The following is a 16,253-nucleotide window of genomic DNA, read 5'->3' as shown; positions in this document are numbered from 1 at the left end:
GACCAAAAGTGCAAGATCGCGGCGGGCGGGCGGGGGGTGCGGGCGGGGGGCAGGTCAGGCGGGGGTGGGGGTGCGGTGGGTGGTGTCGAGGCGGGTGATGAGGGCGTCCAGTAGGACGGCGAGGGTGGTGTCGTCGCTCGCGTCGAGGCCGGCGAGGTGGGCGCGGATCTCGGCGTCCACCCGCTCGTGTTCGCGGCGGCCCCGGGCGGTGAGGTAGGCGCGGATGCGGCGGCGGTCGATCGGGTCGACCCGGCGGAAGACGAGGTTACGGTCGACGAGCTGGTCGACAAGCTTGGTCAGGGTGCCGGGCGGCAACGACGTCTCCGCGGCGACCTCGCTCATCGGGTGACCGAGGCCGTCGGCGAGCAGGCAGAGGACCCGCCACGCCTCGATGCTCAGTGACTCGGCGGCGAGCACCCCGCCGACCCGGCGCGAGAGCAGCCGCTCGGCGCGGGTGAGCAGGGGTAGCAGGTCGGCTGCGGAACCGGGAAGGTCTGACATGGCACTCCCGCCTCGCGGATGCGGTGTCATCGTACCGAGATGTCCCGCTGGCTGGGAGGGCTGGTCTTCCCCCAGCGGCGGCGGCCACCATGTGTTCATGTCCGCGCCGGCACCGGGGTCCGGGCGCCCGCAGGCGGGGGAGAGCATCACCGCCGGGGCGTCCTGGCTGACCGTCGACAGCGGCGTGGTCAGTATCGCGCTCGTCTACCCGATGCGTGGCCCGGCGGGCATGTTCGGCCCGAGCTGTGAACTCTGCGCGCAGCTCGCGGTCGAGGAACTTAACCGGCGCGGCGGCGTGCTCGGTCGGGAGTTGCGGCTGGTGCCTGTCGACGGCGGGGCGCCACCGGCCGAGGTGGCCGCCGAGGTGGAGGCGCTGGTGTCGGTGGGCGCGGTACAGGGGGTCACCGGCTGGCACATCTCCTCCGTACGCCAGGCGGTGGCGCCGCGCATCGCGCACCGGGTGCCGTACGTCTACACCGCCCTGTACGAGGGCGGTGAGCGGACCGAGGGCGTCTTTCTGACGAGCGAGACGCCGGACGCGCAGCTGGGACCGGCGATGCGGGTGCTCGCCGGGGATCTCGGGGTGCGGCGCTGGTTCGTGGTCGGCAACGACTACGTCTGGCCACGCCGAACCACCCGGGCGGCCCACCGGTACGCGCTGCGCAGCGGCGGGCGCGTGGTCGGTCAGCACTTCCTGCCGCTGGAGACGCACGACTACGCCGAGGTGCTGCGCCGCATCGAACACAGCGACGCCGACGGGGTGCTCATGCTGCTCGTGGGCGCCGACGCGGTCCGGTTCAACCGGGCGTTCGCGCGGGCCGGTCTGGATCAGCGGTGCCTGCGGCTGAGCACCCTGATGGACGAGAACATGCTGCTGGCCAGTGGTGCCGCCAACACCCGGGGGCTGTTCAGCGCTGCGGGTTTCTTCGCCGGCCTGGTGACCCAGGAGAACCTCGACTTCCACGGCAGCTTCGGTCGCCGCTTCGGGCTGGAGGCACCGCCGCTGGGCAGCCTCGGTGAGTCCTGTTACGAGGGTGTGATGTTGCTGGCCGCCCTGATCGCCAAGGCCGGCACGCTCGACGTACGAGCGGTGGAGGCATCCGCGGACGTGGTGTCGTACGACGGGCCGCGTGGCGAGTTGCGGCTGCGTCGTCGGCACGTCCGCCAGCGGATCTACCTGGCCGAGGCCGACGGGCTGGACTTCACAGTCCTCGCTGAACTGTGATCTCCGTAGGGCGTGACCGGACCGTGCCTTGACAGGTCCGTCGGCCGGCGGCAAAGATACTTCCTACGTGAAGCATCCGACCGTCGCGTCGGATATGACCACCGTCCGGTGATGGACGGAAAGTGCAGCCGACTGCGGCTGATAATTGTGTGCCGGTGCCATTTCGCCGATTCTCCCGGGCGAGGTGCCGGCATTTTTCGTGGCCCTAGTCAGGGCGCTCCGGGCCAGCGGAAACAGTCTATTGAGGATTGGGAAACATCCGCGCAACGAAACGGATCGAAGCTTTCCCTGCCCGATATTCCATTCGCCGCCGGTTCGGTGTCCACCCGCCGCACCCGGTAGCGCGCAAAGTACCGACGGACCGCACCGCAGTTACCCAGATCCGCACTTCGACTCGGGACCGACGATCGTTCCCGGGCACTGACTGACGTCACACGCGACGCAGGGAGAATTGATGACACTGATCCGGGGCCGCCGCATCCTGGCGGGTGCCATGACCCTGGTCGCCGCGGCTGCGCTGGCCGCGTGCGGCAGCAAGACCACCGACGGGAACACCGCTGCGGGAGTCGCCGCCGATGTCTCCGGCGACACCGTCAAGGTGGGCCTGCTCAACTCCCTCTCCGGCACCATGGCCATCAGTGAGGTGACCGTCAGGGACTCGATCATGCTGGCGATCGAGGAGATCAACGCCGCCGGGGGCGTGCTCGACAAGAAGATCGAACCCGTCGGCGAGGACGGCGCCTCGGACTGGCCGACCTTCGCCGAGAAGGCCGAGAAGCTGATCCGGGAGGACCGGGTGGCGGCCGTCTTCGGCTGCTGGACCTCGGCCAGTCGCAAGGCCGTCAAGCCGGTGTTCGAGAAGAACAAGGCGCTGCTGTTCTACCCGGTGCAGTACGAGGGCCTGGAGCAGTCGCCGTACATCTTCTACACCGGAGCCACGACCAACCAGCAGATCGTTCCCGGCCTGGACTACCTCAAGGCCCAGGGGGCCACCTCGCTCTACCTGGTCGGCTCCGACTACGTCTTCCCGCGCACCGCGAACAAGATCATTAAGGCGTACGCCGAGGCGAACGGCATGAAGGTGCTGGGGGAGGACTACGCGCCGCTGGGCTCCACCGAGTTCGGCACCATCACGAACAAGGTGAAGTCCTCCGGCGCGGACGCGGTCTTCAACACGCTCAACGGCGACAGCAACGTGGCGTTCTTCAAGGAGTACAAGTCCGCCGGGCTGACCGCCGCCAGCATGCCCGTGGTGTCGGTGTCGATCGCCGAGGAGGAGGTCAAGAGCATCGGCACCCAGTACCTGGAGGGGCAGCTCACCGCCTGGAACTACTACCAGACCACGCCGGGTGCGGCGAACGAGAAGTTCGTCGCGGCGTACAAGGCCAAGTACGGGGCGGACAAGCCGACGAGCGACCCGATGGAGGCCGCGTACGTCTCGGTCTACCTGTGGAAGGCGATGGTCGAGAAGGCCGGCACCTTCGACGTGGAGAAGGTCCGTGAGGCCTCCGACGGCATCACCTTCGAGGCACCCGAGGGGCTGGTCACAGTGGACGGTGCCACCCAGCACATCGCCAAGACGGCGCGCGTCGGCAAGGTCGGTGCGGACGGGCTGATCACCGAGGTCTGGAACTCCGGACAGCCGATCACCCCTGACCCGTACCTCAAGAGCTACCCGTGGGCCGGCGGCCTGAGCTAGCCGTCACCCCGGTTCGGGCGGGACCCAGGTCCCGCCCGAACCGCCCCACCAGCAGTTCGGAGTACGCACCGTGACAGTTCTCATCGGCCAACTCTTCACCGGCGTCAGCATCGGGGCGGTGCTGCTGCTCATCGCGCTCGGCCTGGCGCTCACCTTCGGCCAGATGGGCGTGATCAACATGGCCCACGGCGAGTTCATCATGGCCGGGGCCTACACCACGTACGTCCTGCAACAGGTCATCACCGCGGCCGGCTGGTCGCTGCTGATCGCCCTGCCGGTCGCCTTCGTGGTGGCCGGCGCGATGGGCGTGCTGCTGGAGATCCTGTTGATCCGCCGTCTCTACGCCCGCCCGCTGGACACCCTGCTCGTCACCTGGGGGGTGTCACTGATCCTGCAACAGCTCGCCCGGGACATCTTCGGCAGCCCGAACGTGCAGACCCGCGCCCCGGAACTGCTCACCGGCAACATCGGGCTGCCCGGCGGCATCACCGTGGCCAACAACCGGCTGTTCATCCTCGCCCTGGCCGGCAGCGCGGTCGTCGCGTTGACAGTCGCCCTGCGGGTCACCCCGCTGGGCCGCCGGATCCGGGCCGTGGTGCAGAACCGGGACCTGGCCGCCGTCTCCGGCATCGCCACCACCCGGGTCGACCGGATGACCTTCTTCATCGGTTCCGGCCTGGCCGGCATCGCCGGAGTGGCCCTCACCCTGCTCGGGCCGATCGGTCCCACAATGGGCACCAACCTGATCATCGACGCCTTCCTGGTCGTCGTGGTCGGTGGGATCGGCCAGCTCAAGGGCACCGTCATCGTCGCCTTCGCCCTGGGCGTGCTCCAGGCCACCGGCGAATACCTCACCACCCTCAGTGTCGCCAAGGTGATGGTCTTCATCGCCATCGTCGCGTTCCTCCAGTGGCGACCCCAGGGCCTGTTCACCCTGCGCACCAGGAGCCTCGCATGACCACCGTCGCCCGAGATCCCGTCGCCGCCGCCGATCCCGCGCCGGCACCACCGACCAGACCGGCGGCCGGACCGTCCCGGCACCGCTACCGGGCCGCCGCCGGGTTCGCCTTCGGCGCGGCTCTGCTCTTCGCCGTCGCGCCGCTGGTGCTCTCGGACTTCCGGCTCTCCCTGCTGGCCAAGTACCTCTGCGTGGCAATGGTCGCGGTCGGCATCGGCCTGGCCTGGGGCCGAGGCGGCATGCTCACCCTCGGCCAGGGTGTCTTCTTCGGCCTCGGTGGCTACGCGATGGCCATGCACCTCAAGCTGGCCGACGCGGGTCCGGGCAACATGCCCGACTTCATGTTGCTGTACGGGCAACTCGACGAGCTGCCACTGTGGTGGCGACCCTTCGCCAGCCCGTGGTTCGCCCTGCCCGCCACGGTGCTGCTGCCGATGGCCGTCGCCTTCGTGCTCGGGTCCCTGGTCTTCCGTCGCCGGGTACGCGGCGCCTACTTCGCCATCCTCAGCCAGGCTCTCGCCGCCGCCATGGTGATCCTGCTGATCGGACAGCAGGGCACCACCGGCGGCACCAACGGGCTCACCGACATCCAGGGCTTCTTCGGCTACGACCTGGACGACCCGGTCAACCAGCGGATGGTCTACTTCATCATCGCCGGCACCCTGCTGGCGCTGCTGGCCCTGGCCCGGCACCTGACGCAGTGCCGCTACGGCGAACTGCTGGTGGCCGTCCGCGACTCGGAGGAACGGGTCCGTTTCCTCGGCTACGACCCGGCCACCGTCAAACTCGTCGCGTACGTGGTCGCCGCCGGCATGGCCGGGCTGGCCGGCGCGCTGTTCGTACCCGCGGTGGGCATCATCTCCCCGGCGCTGATCGGGATCGTGCCGTCCATCGAGTTCGTCATCGGCGTCGCCGTGGGCGGTCGGGCCACGCTGCTCGGCCCGGTGCTCGGCGCGGTCGCGGTGGTCTGGGCCCGTACCGCCCTGTCGGAGCGTTTCCCGGGCACCTGGACGTACCTCCAGGGCCTGTTGTTCGTGGTGGTGGTGGCCTTCCTGCCCGGCGGCCTGGCGTCGCTTATCGGCCTGGCCCGCCGCCGCGACGACGGCGAACCGCGCCCGGGCCTGCTGCGCCGACTTCGGTTGCGGCGGCGGGAGGGAGCGGCATGACCGGGCAACTGCACGGGCTCTACGTACGCGACCTGCGGGTGAGTTTCGACGGGTTCACCGCCGTCGACGGGGTGTCCCTCGACGTCGCCCCAGGTGACATCCGGTTCCTGATCGGACCCAACGGCGCCGGCAAGACCACCCTCGTGGACGCGGTCACCGGGTTGGTCCGGGCCACCGGCTCGGTGCGCTTCGGTGACCGGGAACTGCTCGGTAGGCCGGTGCACCGGATCAGCCGGCTCGGCGTCGGCCGGACCTTCCAGACCTCGACGGTGTTCGAGGAACTGACGGTGTTGCAGAACCTCGACATCGCCGCCGGTGCCCGGCGTGGCTGGGGGACGTTGCTGCGCCGCCGCCACGGCGTGCCCGACGAGGTGGCCGAGGCGCTCGACGTGATCGGCCTGGCGAGCCGCGCCGACCAGCTCGCCGGCACCCTCGCCCACGGGCAGAAGCAGTGGCTGGAAATCGGCATGCTGCTGGTGCAGGACACCCGGCTGCTGCTGCTCGACGAGCCGGTCGCCGGCATGAGCCACGAGGAACGCGACGCCACCGGGCAACTGTTGGAGAAGGTCAGCCAGGACCGCACGGTGGTGGTGATCGAGCACGACATGGACTTCCTGCGCCGCTTCGCGCGTACCGTCACCGTGCTGCACGCCGGGCGGGTGCTCAGCGAGGGCACCGTCGCGCAGGTGCAGGCCGATCCGCGCGTGCAGGAGGTCTACCTCGGTCACCCGGTCGACGCCGGGTCGGCCCCGACGCGTACGGAGGCATGATGCTCGCGATGCGTGGCGTGCACGCCGGTTACGGGCGCAGCCGGGTGCTGCACGGCGTCGACGTGGCGGTGCCCGCCGACGGGGTCGCCACGGTGCTCGGCCACAACGGCGCCGGCAAGTCGACCCTGCTGCGGGTGGCCGCCGGCCTGCTGCGCCCCACCGCCGGGCGGGTCGAACTCGACGGCGAGGACATCACCCGGCTGGCCCCGCACCAGCGGGTCGCCCGGGGGATCGCGTACGTGCCGCAGGGGCAGCAGTGCTTCCCGCACCTGACCGCGGCGGAGAACCTGCGCCTGGTCGCCGACGGCCGTCGCGACGGCGCGGCGGCCACCTCGGAGGTGCTGGACCTGTTCCCGGCGCTGCGTCAGTTGCTGCGCCGGCGGGCCGGGCTGCTCTCCGGCGGTCAGCGTCAACAACTGGCCATCGCCCGGGCCCTGATCACCCGGCCCCGGCTGCTGATGCTCGACGAACCGACCGAGGGCATCCAACCGTCGGTGGTGACCGAGATCCAGGACCGGATCGTGGCGCTCATCGCCCAGACCGGGTTCAGCGTGCTCCTGGTCGAACAGCACCTCGGCTTCGCGCTGCGGGTCGCCGACCGCTACCACGTCCTCGAGTCCGGCCGCGTCACCTCCTCCGGCGACGGCGGCACCACCGCCGAACACACCGTCCGCGAAGCCCTGGCGGTCTAACCCACCCCCACACCGCCGATCTCGCACTTTCGGTCGCCAATATGCCCCTTCAGTTGCCTTTGCGGGGACGGAAAGTGCAAGATCGGCGAGGGTGGTGGGTGGGTCTTCCGTTGTGGAGGTTGACCGCCTAGGGTGGGCGTGGAAGCGCTCCCACGGTCCCTGGGCAGGACTGTTCCTCGACGTGCTCGCTCCCTCACCCACCACAGAGGAAGTCGCATGTCTGCACGTAGAAAACTCCAGGCCGCCGTGACAGCGGCCGTGGCCCTGCTCGGCCTGACCGCCGTCGCACCCGCCGCGACAGCGGCCCCGACGGCTGCGGTACCGGCCGCCGCGGCCACTGCCGACTGGTTGCACACCGACGGCAACCGGATCGTCGACGAGGCCGGCAACGAGGTCTGGCTCACCGGGGCCAACTGGTTCGGCTTCAACGCCAGCGAACGGGTCTTCCACGGCCTCTGGTCCGGCAACCTCGAATCGATCACCCGTCAGATGGCCCAGCGGGGCATCAACATCGTACGGGTACCCATCTCCACGCAACTGCTGCTCGAATGGAAGGCCGGCCAGACGATCCGGCCCAACGTCAACACGTACGTCAACCCGGAGCTGGACGGCCTGAACAACCTCCAAGTCTTCGACCACTGGCTCGCGCTCTGCGAGGAGTACGGCCTGAAGGTCATGCTCGACGTGCACAGCGCCGAGGCGGACAACTCCGGCCACGTCTATCCGGTGTGGTGGAAGGGCAGCATCACCCCGGAGCAGTTCTTCCAGGGCTGGGAATGGATCACCACCCGCTACCGGACGAACGACACGATCGTCGCGATGGACATCAAGAACGAGCCGCACGGAACCCCTAACGATCCCCAACGGGCCAAGTGGGACTCCAGCACCGACCAGGACAACTTCAAGTACGCCTGCGAGACGGCGGGCCGGCGGATCCTGGCGATCAACCCGAACCTGCTGATCCTCTGCGAGGGCATCGAGATCTACCCGCGCGCCGGTGCCACCTGGAACTCGCCGAACACCAACCCCGACCGCAGCCCCAACTACCACTACAACTGGTGGGGCGGCAACCTGCGCGGCGTCGCCGAACACCCGGTCAACCTCGGCGCCCAGCAGGATCAACTGGTCTACTCACCGCACGACTACGGGCCCCTGGTGTACGAGCAGCCGTGGTTCGCCGGTGACTTCGACAAGGACTCGCTGACGAACGACGTGTGGCGGCCGAACTGGTTCTACATCCACGAGCAGAACATCGCGCCGCTGCTGGTCGGGGAGTGGGGCGGCCGGCTGGGGCAGGACGCCCGGCAGGACCGCTGGATGGCCGCGCTGCGCGACCTGATGATCGAGAACGGCATCCACCACACCTTCTGGTGCCTCAACCCCAACTCCGGTGACACCGGGGGTCTGCTGCTCGACGACTGGGCCAGCTGGGACGAGACGAAGTACAACCAGATGCTCAAGCCCGCGCTGTGGCAGCACAACGGCAAGTTCGTCGGCCTCGACCACGACGTGCGCCTCGGCGGCGCCGGCTCCACCACCGGCATCAGCCTCGCCGAGCGTTACGCAGGTGGTCCCGGCCCCGGTGACACCACCGCGCCTACCGCACCCGGTCGGCCGACCGCCACCGACGTGACAGCCACCGCCGCCACGCTGAACTGGGCGGCGGCCACGGACGATGTGGGCGTCACCTCGTACGAGGTGCTGCGGACCACCGGTTCCGCAGCCGCCACCGTGGTCGGCACGGTCTCCGGAACCACCTACCGGGCGACCGGGCTGAGCGCCTCGACCAGCTACACCTTCACCGTGCGCGCCCGCGACGCGGCCGGCAACGTCTCGGCGGCGTCGCCGCCGTCGACGGTCACCACCACGGCGGGCAACGACAACGGCAACGGCGACGCCGGTTGCTCCGCGACGTACCGGGTGGTCAGTTCCTGGCAGGGCGGCTATCAGGCGGAGGTGACAGTCCGCAACACCGGCACGGCGGCCATCACCGGCTGGACGGTGACCTGGACCGCCCCCGCCGGTACCACCATCGCGTCGCTGTGGAACGGCCGGCTCACCACCTCCGGCACCACCGTGACGGTGCGCAACGAGCCGTACAACGGGCAACTCGCCGCCGGGACCAGCACCACCTTCGGGCTGACCGGCAGCGGATCGGGTACGCCTTCCGGGCTGACCTGCGCCGCGTCCTGACGCCGAGGTGCCCCTGCCTCACCTGCGGATCGTGGGTGGGGCAGGGGCCGCCCGGGGGCGCGACGCCACCTCGGACGGCCCCGCGCGGCCCGGGCCTGGGTGGGCCGCGTCACCGCGTTCGCATCGCCGGGTCCGGTCAGGCCAACCGGATGGCGTCACCGTCGACAGTGACGTTCGCGGCGGGCAGCGGCGCTCCCGCCGGGCCACTGCGTACCGAGCCGTCGGCGATGTCGAACACACTGTTGTGGCAGGCGCAGACGATCGTGCCGTCGGAGACGGAGGTGACCGTGCAGCCCTGGTGGGTGCAGGTCGACGAGTACGCCTTGATGATCCCGTCGGTCGGCTGGGTCACCACGACGCCGGCATCGGCGAAGATCGCACCGCCACCCACCGGGATGTCGGCAAGCGTGGCCAGTGCCGGCGGGCCGGGGTCGGCTGCGTCGTCGCCCGGAGTGGCGGTGCCGGACGGGTCCGCGCCGCCGGACGGTTCGCCGCTGGCGGTACCGGCGGGTGGCGCGGCCGGTGGTGCCGCCGTCGGCTGACCGTACGTCGCACAACCGGTGAGCGCGGCCACGCCCACCGCGCCGGTACCGGCCAGCAGGGCTCGTCGCGACCGGCAGCAGCCAGCCTGCTCGTGGTTCATCTGCGGTGCCTTGCCTTTCCGGGGGATCAGAACTGGATGCCGAACGTGGTGAAGTACCAGACCGACGAGGTCAGGAAGACACCGATCAGAGCGACGAACACGACCCCGCCGATGGTGGGGAGCACCCAACCGGCAAGGCCCCGCTTGGGCAGGGTCAGCATCTTGGTGGCGAAGGCGCCGAAGAAGAAGCAGCCCAGCAGGGAGTGCAGCAGCGTACGGGTGTCGTAGTCGGCGAACCCGAGCGCGTAGAGGCAGTGCACCGCGACCGGCACGGTGAGCAGGAACGCGATCCGCCCGGACCAGCGGTGCGCCGAGCCGGCCCAGGACGGGGAGAAGCCGCCGAGCCGGCCCCACATCGACAGGGCGGACAGCAACTGGATGACCGCGAAGAACGCCGCCCCGGTGCCGAGCCACACCTTCACCGTCAGCGGCGAGGAGAAGCCTGCCACGTTCACCGCGATGCCGGTGGGGGTGTGGGTGCGCCCGTAGACGCCGAGCGCCACCGCCACCCCGGCCCCGACGACCAGCGGCACCAGCAGCGAAGGGCGCCGCCTCGGGGCGCTCGGCGGCGGCGCGCCGAAGTCACGCATCACCTCGACCATCGGCTCGGGCGCCCGGCGGGGCACGGTGCGTGCCCCGCCCTGCCGGTGCTGTGACATCACCGCGCCCCGGGGACTACCGGCTCGGCCACGAGGGTCACCCCGTTGACCACCGTGCTGTTGAAGGCGGGGTCCAACGGCGGTGCGGGAATGGGCTTGCCGTTCCAGGTGACGATGCCGATCTGAGTGCCGTCGGGCAGCATGATCCAGCCGCCGTCGTAGCCGGCCTTGCGGGTCTCGTCGGTCACCCGGTAGATCGCCGGAGCGGTACCCGAACCGGACTTGACCACCGCCTCTTCGCTCGACGTGTTGTCGGGCCGGGCGGTGAACTTCCAGCGCCGAACGCCGACGATCATCTCACCGCTGGCGCGGTCGCCCCGGATGACGCCTGTCAGCTTCGCGTCCTTGCCGGTCAGCTCGATCTTGCCGTCGCGCACCGTGCCGGACAGCCACAGCTCCATGCTCCGGCCGTCGCAGACGTACGCCTCGGCCTTGCCGTCCTTCACGGTGATCGCGATGGTGGCCCCGTTCTCGAGTTCACCGATCCAGTTCTGTTCGACCGATGTCACCTCGGTGCCGGCCGACGAGGCGTCGGGATCGGTCGGCGGCGACGTGCCGGCCGGTCGCCGGGCGTCGGCGTCGGTGTCGCTCGGCTCCTCACCGGGCGGAGCCGCGTCGGGGTCCACCTCGGCGTCGGCGTCGGCCTCCGCATCGGCGGGTGGGGCCGGCGCGGCGGCCGGTGGAGCTCCGCCGGCCGCGGGTTGGGTGCCCGGCGGGGATGCCTGTGCACTCATTGTGAACAGCACGGCAGCCGTCACCGCCCCCGACAGGAGGGTGAGCAACGGGGTCAGGCGCTTCATGGGCCACTCCCTTCGCCCAGAGGTACGGAGGAGGTGGTGGATCGGTTCAATCGGGACGCCGGGAACCTCCCCGGAACCCGCGGCCTCAGACGGTGACGCGGCGAGCCGGGCGACGGCGGCGGGCGCTTGGCGTCGACGGCACCTCGGCGGGGGGACGCGGCACGTCGACAGGGGTCACGTCGACCGGATGGATGCCGGCGTCCGCGGCGTCCTGAAGCGCCGCCGCCCGCAGTTGGTCGAGGGCGACGTCGAGGCTGTCGAAGATCGGGAAGACCCCGTCGAGCTTCATCGTGTGCAGCACCGTGCGGATGAACCTCGACGGCGCGGCGAGGCAGAGCCGGCCACCCCGCTCGCGTACGTCCCGGTGGGCCCGGACGAGCATGCCCAGCCCGACCGAGTCGATGACCTGGACGCCTGTCAGGTCCACCACCACCGTCCCGCGCACGTCGTACGCGCCGCGCAGGGCGGCCCGCAACGCGTCGCCGGTGTCCGGTTCGAGATCGCTGTCGGCGGGCGCCGCCGCCATGTCGACATTGCCACGCGACCCACCGCCGTCCCGGTCGTCGCCGGGTGGTGGCGCGCCCGGCGGCAGGGCGCTGCACCGGGGGCAGCGGTGCGGACCGGTGGCGAACGGTGAACCGCTCCAGCCGTGGTCGGAGACCAGCGTCCAGACGACCTCGGCGTCGGGCAGCACACAGGCGGTGCCGGTGGTGGTGTCACCACAGACGTCGCAGATCAGGGTCATCAGGTTGTCGTCCGGTACGACGGTCATCCGGTTTCCTCTCCGGTGCCCGCGGCCGGTTGGCCGGGGTACGGAACTCGGGGCGGCGGGCGGAGGGTGCCGTCGCCGTGCGGACTGCTCACCGGGAGTCGGAGCGTTCCCTGCCGGTGGTGGCCACCGCGATCACCACCGCGATCGCGGCGAGCCCGCCCTGCACGACCAGGCCCAGCAGGCTGAACCCCTGCACGCCGGCGAGCCAGGCGGTGATGGCGCCGAGCAGGGCGGCGACGGCGCCGATCGTCATGGTGAGCCACAGTGGCACGCCCGGGCGGCCGGGCAGGACCAGTCGGCCGAGCGCGCCGACGGCGAGGCCGACGGCGATTGCCGTGACGATCCCGGCGCTGGTCATGCTGCTCCTCGTGCTCGCGGTCTGCTGCGTCGGCTTCGCTTGTCAGGTGCGCGCGACGACCGCGGCGCGGCCGTACGCGGCGGCGCGCGGCGACGCGCCCGATGGCGGTGTCCCGCCGGCCGGTGAACCGTCAGGTGCGGCGGGGGCCGGCGCGGCGGACACCGCTCCGCTGACCGGGGCCGGGGTGGCTGCCGCGTCGGTGTGCACGGGCAGGATCTGGTCCAGCCGAGCGGTCTGCAGGATGCGGGTGATGCGCGGGTTCGGGTTGCGTACCGCGAGCACACCGCCGCTCCGGATCATCCTTCGGTGCACGTCGAGCAGCAGGCCGATGGCGGCGGCGTCGATGTGCCGGCAGCCGGCCAGGTCGATCACGACCTGCTGTGGGTGCAGCGCCAGCAACTGGTCGAGGACCGCGCCGGTCTCCGGCAGGCAGGCCAGGTCGAACTCGGTGATGGACACCTCCACCAGTGGCACCGAGCACTCGGGGCGTCGTGGTGCGGTCACGTCGAAGGCCCCCTCTCCAGCTGTCTCCGAGTGGCTTTCACCCTGCCCAGCGGGGTTGGCGGGCACCGCGCGGACGGATGACAGTTGCGTGACAAAACACCCTGATGCCGGTCGCGGTTGGCCCGGCGGTGAGGGCTTGGGGATGATTCCGGTATGACAGCGGTACTGGTGATCGAGGACGACGACCGGATCCGGTTGGCGTTGCTGCTCGCTCTGGAGGACGAGGGCTACGAGGCCCGGGGAGCGGCCACCGCCGAGGAGGGGCTGCGGACGCAGCGCCGGGATCCCGCCGACTACGTCCTGGTCGACCTGATGCTGCCCGGCATCGACGGCTTCGAGGGCATCCGCCAGCTACGCCGCGACGACGACGTGCCGATCGTCGTGGTCAGTGCCCGCGACGACACCCACGACATCGTGGCCGCCCTGGAGGCCGGCGCCGACGACTACGTCGTCAAGCCGGTGGCGATCAAGGAGCTGACCGCCCGGCTGCGCGCCCTGCGCCGGCGCGGCCGGACGGTCACCGCCCCGGACGGGCCGGAGCCGGTGCCGGTGCTCTCCTTCGGCGAGCTGGAGGTGAGCCCGGAGGCGGGGGAGGTGCGTCGGTCCGGTGAGCCGGTCGCGGTCACCCGTACCGAGTTCCGGCTGCTGTGCGAGCTGGCCGAGCACGCCGGCCGGGTGCTGTCGCGTCAACAGCTGCTCAGCCGCGTCTGGGGATACGACAGCGGCGACGAACGGCTCGTCGACGTGCACGTCGGCAGGCTCCGCCAGAAGATCGAGGCGGATCCGGCCAACCCCCGGCACCTGGTGACCTTGCGCGGCCTGGGCTACAAGCTGCAACGATGAGACGCCTCGGACTGCGTGCCCGGGTCACCGCCGCGTTCGCGATAGGTGCGTTGCTGCTGTCCGCCTCGATGGCCCTGGTGTCGTACGAGCTGACCCGCCGCACCCTGCTCGACGAACGGGAGCGCACCGTGCTGCGGGCGGCGTACTACGACGCGGCGGTGGTCCGCGCCGGGCTGAACACCGAGAACCCGGACGTCGCGGAGGCGTTGCGGGCGCTGGACACCGGCACCGGACGGCGGCCCCTGGTGCTGCTCGACGGCGAGTGGTACGCCCGCAGTGCCGACAACGGGCTCACCACGATCGTTCCGGACCGGCTCCAGGAGTTGGTCTCGGCGGGCGAACCGGCGGTGCAACGGGTCCGGGTCAACGACCATCCGGTGATGCTCGTCGGCGTGCCGCTGTCCGAGTCGACAGCGTTCTACGAGATCGCCTCGCTGCGGGAGCTGGAACAGACCTTCCAGGTGCTGGCACTGGCGCTCACCGCGGTGGCGATCATGGTGGCCGGGTCGGGGGCGGCGCTCGGCTGGTACGCCACCCGCCACGGGCTGCGCCCGCTGACCGCCGTCGCCGACGCCGCCGAGCGGATCGCGGCCGGCGACTTCACCACCCGGCTCGCCCCGGACACCGACCCGGACCTGACCCGCCTCTCCACCTCGTTCAACCGGATGGTCGACGAACTGGCCGGGCGGATCGACCGGGACCGGCGCTTCGCCGCCGACGTCAGCCACGAGTTGCGCTCGCCGTTGCAGACGCTCGCCGCAGCGGCAAGTGTGCTGTCCCGCCGCCGGGAGAATCTGGACGAGCGGACCGCCACCGCCGCCCGGCTGGTCGCCGACGAGATCGACCGCTTCCAGCAACTGGTGAACGACCTGCTGGACCTGGCCCGGGGCGACCAGCCCGTGCATCGGGAGCCGGTCGACCTGCCCGAGCTGGCCCGCCGGGCGTGCCAGGACCGGAACCTGCCGGAGTCGATGGTGCAGGTGGCGGTGGGGACGCCTGCCAGCTGGCGGGTGGACCGCCGCCGGGTGACCCAGGTGCTGACCAACCTGCTCGACAACGCCGAGCGATACGGCGCCGGGGCGGTCGCGGTGCGGCTGTCCCACACCGCTGACGCGGGCGTGATCGAGGTCGACGACGAAGGCCCCGGAGTGCCGATGGAGGACCGCGAGGTGATCTTCGACCGCTTCGTCAGGGGCCGGGCCGCCAACTACCGGGGCGGCGGCGACGGCACCGGCCTGGGGCTGGCCCTGGTGGCTCAGCACGCGGCGGCGCACGGTGGCGACGCCACGGTCGGCGACCGCCCCGAGGGCGGCGCCCGGTTCCGCGTCACCCTGCCCGGGAGCGTCGCATGACCCGGGCCGCCACCGCCGACCTGGCCGGCGGAGGAGCCGTCCGGGTCAGGTGGGCGCCTCGTGTGGTCCGGGACGCGCGGCGGGCAGGGCTCGTGCTGGTGGCCGCCGTGCTCGTACTTGTCGGGGGGTGCGGGGTGCCCGCCGAGGACCGGCCCCGCGCGGTCACCCCGCCACCCGTCCCGTTCCCGTCCACCGCCACGGCGGCTCCGACGGCGGCCGAGACCGGCGCGCTTACCGAGACGCTCTACTTCTCCCGCGACGACCGCCTGGTGCCGGTGATCCGCCGCGTCGACCAGGTGCCCGCCCTCGACGCGCAACTGCGCGGCCTGCTGGCCGGGCCGACCCCCGCCGAATCCGACGACGGGCTGACAAGTGCCCTGCCGGGTGCCTTCACCAGCGCGGTGGTGGAACTCGTCGACGGGGTGGCCCGGGTAACCGTCGGGTTGACCGCGGTGGACACCGGCCGCAGCGACGGGCGGCTGGCGTACGGCCAGATCGTCTGCACGCTCAGCGCCCGCACCGACGTCGACGCGGTGCTGTTCCTGGAGGGCGGCGCGCCGCTGAGCGTCCCACGGGCGGACGGTTCGCTGTCGTCCGGCCCGCTCATCGCGGCCGACTACGCTGTGTTGATCAATCCGCGCTGAGCGCCCGGATGACGGGTGTCCCGCGGTTGCGCGACGGTTGCGTGACAAAGCCCGCGGCGACCGACGGCGGCGTTTGACGACAGTGCCGGGCAGGGCACCTGACGGACGCTCATGTTCGACGTCGGAGGGACGCTCCCGTGGAAATCAGTGGCTTCTTCACCGCCATCCTCATCGGTCTGGTCATCGGCGCCCTCGGTCGGCTCGTCGTGCCGGGCCGCCAGCGCATCCCGATCCTGCTCACCATCCTGATCGGTATCGTCGCCGCGATCCTCGGCACGTTGCTCGCCGGCGTGCTCGGCGTCGACGAGACCGCCGGCATCGACTGGATCGAGCTGTTCATCCAGATCGCCTTCGCCGCCGTCGGTGTCTCGGTGGTCGCCGGCACCTACGGTCGTCGACGCTGACCACCGTCCCTGACGCCGGCCCGTCCCGACGCCCGGGGCGGGCCGGCGTCAGGCCGTACACCGACAGGTG

General features: G+C 71.1%; 18 protein-coding genes. 11 read left to right on the top strand and 7 right to left on the bottom strand.

The features are described 5' to 3' along the window. Positions 1-54 precede the first annotated feature (54 nt). The gene (locus tag Van01_RS33595) at positions 55-501 is read right to left on the bottom strand and encodes a MarR family winged helix-turn-helix transcriptional regulator (RefSeq protein ID WP_204014317.1); all 447 of its coding nucleotides are present in this window, start codon (positions 499-501) and stop codon (positions 55-57) included. Between the two features lie 97 nt (positions 502-598). Between Van01_RS33595 and Van01_RS29040 the strand changes: the two genes are divergently transcribed. From Van01_RS29040 to Van01_RS29010, 7 genes are all read left to right on the top strand, one after another. Next, positions 599-1,726 carry a substrate-binding domain-containing protein gene (locus Van01_RS29040; RefSeq protein ID WP_239093887.1) on the top strand — a complete coding sequence of 376 codons (1,128 nt, stop codon included), beginning with the start codon at positions 599-601 and terminating at the stop codon, positions 1,724-1,726. 454 nt (positions 1,727-2,180) lie between these two features. Beyond that, entirely contained in the window at positions 2,181-3,425 is a 1,245-nt protein-coding gene (gene urtA / locus Van01_RS29035; RefSeq protein ID WP_099845637.1) for an urea ABC transporter substrate-binding protein, read from the top strand. Between the two features lie 70 nt (positions 3,426-3,495). Further along, a complete protein-coding gene (urtB, locus tag Van01_RS29030) occupies positions 3,496-4,383 on the top strand; it encodes an urea ABC transporter permease subunit UrtB (RefSeq protein WP_204014313.1) in 888 nt (295 codons plus the stop codon). Beyond that, on the top strand, positions 4,380-5,549 hold the full coding sequence (gene urtC / locus Van01_RS29025) for an urea ABC transporter permease subunit UrtC (protein WP_204014311.1): 1,170 nt from the start codon (positions 4,380-4,382) through the stop codon (positions 5,547-5,549). The genes urtB and urtC overlap by 4 nt, the downstream gene beginning before the upstream one ends. Then, positions 5,546-6,319, top strand: a complete 774-nt coding sequence (gene urtD / locus Van01_RS29020; RefSeq protein WP_099845639.1) for an urea ABC transporter ATP-binding protein UrtD — start codon at positions 5,546-5,548, stop codon at positions 6,317-6,319. The genes urtC and urtD overlap by 4 nt, the downstream gene beginning before the upstream one ends. A gap of 8 nt (positions 6,320-6,327) precedes the next feature. Further along, positions 6,328-7,011, top strand: coding sequence for an urea ABC transporter ATP-binding subunit UrtE (gene urtE, locus Van01_RS29015; RefSeq protein WP_239093888.1), 684 nt, complete (start codon positions 6,328-6,330; stop codon positions 7,009-7,011). Positions 7,012-7,227: 216 nt separating this feature from the next. Beyond that, positions 7,228-9,204, top strand: a complete 1,977-nt coding sequence (locus Van01_RS29010; protein WP_204014307.1) for a cellulase family glycosylhydrolase — start codon at positions 7,228-7,230, stop codon at positions 9,202-9,204. Positions 9,205-9,340: 136 nt separating this feature from the next. Here Van01_RS29010 and Van01_RS29005 read toward each other — a convergent pair whose 3' ends face one another. The 6 genes from Van01_RS29005 to Van01_RS28980 form a co-directional block, all read right to left on the bottom strand. Continuing rightward, entirely contained in the window at positions 9,341-9,847 is a 507-nt protein-coding gene (locus Van01_RS29005; RefSeq protein WP_204014305.1) for a Rieske (2Fe-2S) protein, read from the bottom strand. Positions 9,848-9,873: 26 nt separating this feature from the next. Then, positions 9,874-10,437: a DUF6529 family protein gene (locus Van01_RS29000; RefSeq protein WP_239093784.1), complete on the bottom strand. Its 564-nt coding sequence runs from the start codon at positions 10,435-10,437 to the stop codon at positions 9,874-9,876. Positions 10,438-10,505: 68 nt separating this feature from the next. Continuing rightward, positions 10,506-11,306: a hypothetical protein gene (locus Van01_RS28995; protein WP_204014299.1), complete on the bottom strand. Its 801-nt coding sequence runs from the start codon at positions 11,304-11,306 to the stop codon at positions 10,506-10,508. Positions 11,307-11,391: 85 nt separating this feature from the next. After that, entirely contained in the window at positions 11,392-12,078 is a 687-nt protein-coding gene (locus tag Van01_RS28990) for an STAS domain-containing protein (protein ID WP_204014296.1), read from the bottom strand. 88 nt (positions 12,079-12,166) lie between these two features. Further along, a complete protein-coding gene (locus tag Van01_RS28985; protein WP_204014293.1) occupies positions 12,167-12,436 on the bottom strand; it encodes a GlsB/YeaQ/YmgE family stress response membrane protein in 270 nt (89 codons plus the stop codon). 42 nt (positions 12,437-12,478) lie between these two features. Continuing rightward, a complete protein-coding gene (locus tag Van01_RS28980; RefSeq protein ID WP_204014290.1) occupies positions 12,479-12,940 on the bottom strand; it encodes an STAS domain-containing protein in 462 nt (153 codons plus the stop codon). Between the two features lie 153 nt (positions 12,941-13,093). Here Van01_RS28980 and Van01_RS28975 point away from each other — a divergent pair, with 153 nt between their 5' ends. The 4 genes from Van01_RS28975 (at position 13,094) to Van01_RS28960 (ending at position 16,183) form a co-directional block, all read left to right on the top strand. Then, the gene (locus tag Van01_RS28975) at positions 13,094-13,783 is read left to right on the top strand and encodes a response regulator transcription factor (RefSeq protein WP_099845648.1); all 690 of its coding nucleotides are present in this window, start codon (positions 13,094-13,096) and stop codon (positions 13,781-13,783) included. Beyond that, complete coding sequence (locus tag Van01_RS28970) at positions 13,780-15,135, top strand: HAMP domain-containing sensor histidine kinase (RefSeq protein WP_204014287.1); 1,356 nt, start codon at positions 13,780-13,782, stop codon at positions 15,133-15,135. Before Van01_RS28975 ends, Van01_RS28970 begins: the two co-directional genes overlap by 4 nt. Then, the gene (locus Van01_RS28965) at positions 15,132-15,779 is read left to right on the top strand and encodes a GerMN domain-containing protein (RefSeq protein ID WP_204014283.1); all 648 of its coding nucleotides are present in this window, start codon (positions 15,132-15,134) and stop codon (positions 15,777-15,779) included. The genes Van01_RS28970 and Van01_RS28965 overlap by 4 nt, the downstream gene beginning before the upstream one ends. 137 nt (positions 15,780-15,916) lie before the next feature. After that, complete coding sequence (locus Van01_RS28960; RefSeq protein ID WP_204014280.1) at positions 15,917-16,183, top strand: GlsB/YeaQ/YmgE family stress response membrane protein; 267 nt, start codon at positions 15,917-15,919, stop codon at positions 16,181-16,183. Positions 16,184-16,253 lie beyond the last annotated feature (70 nt).

The sequence above is a fragment of the Micromonospora andamanensis genome (assembly GCF_016863495.1).
In the GTDB taxonomy this organism is placed as follows: Bacteria; Actinomycetota; Actinomycetes; order Mycobacteriales; family Micromonosporaceae; genus Micromonospora; species Micromonospora andamanensis.
Note: the sequence above shows the minus strand (reverse complement) of the source record. Positions and strands in the feature narration are given on the sequence as shown.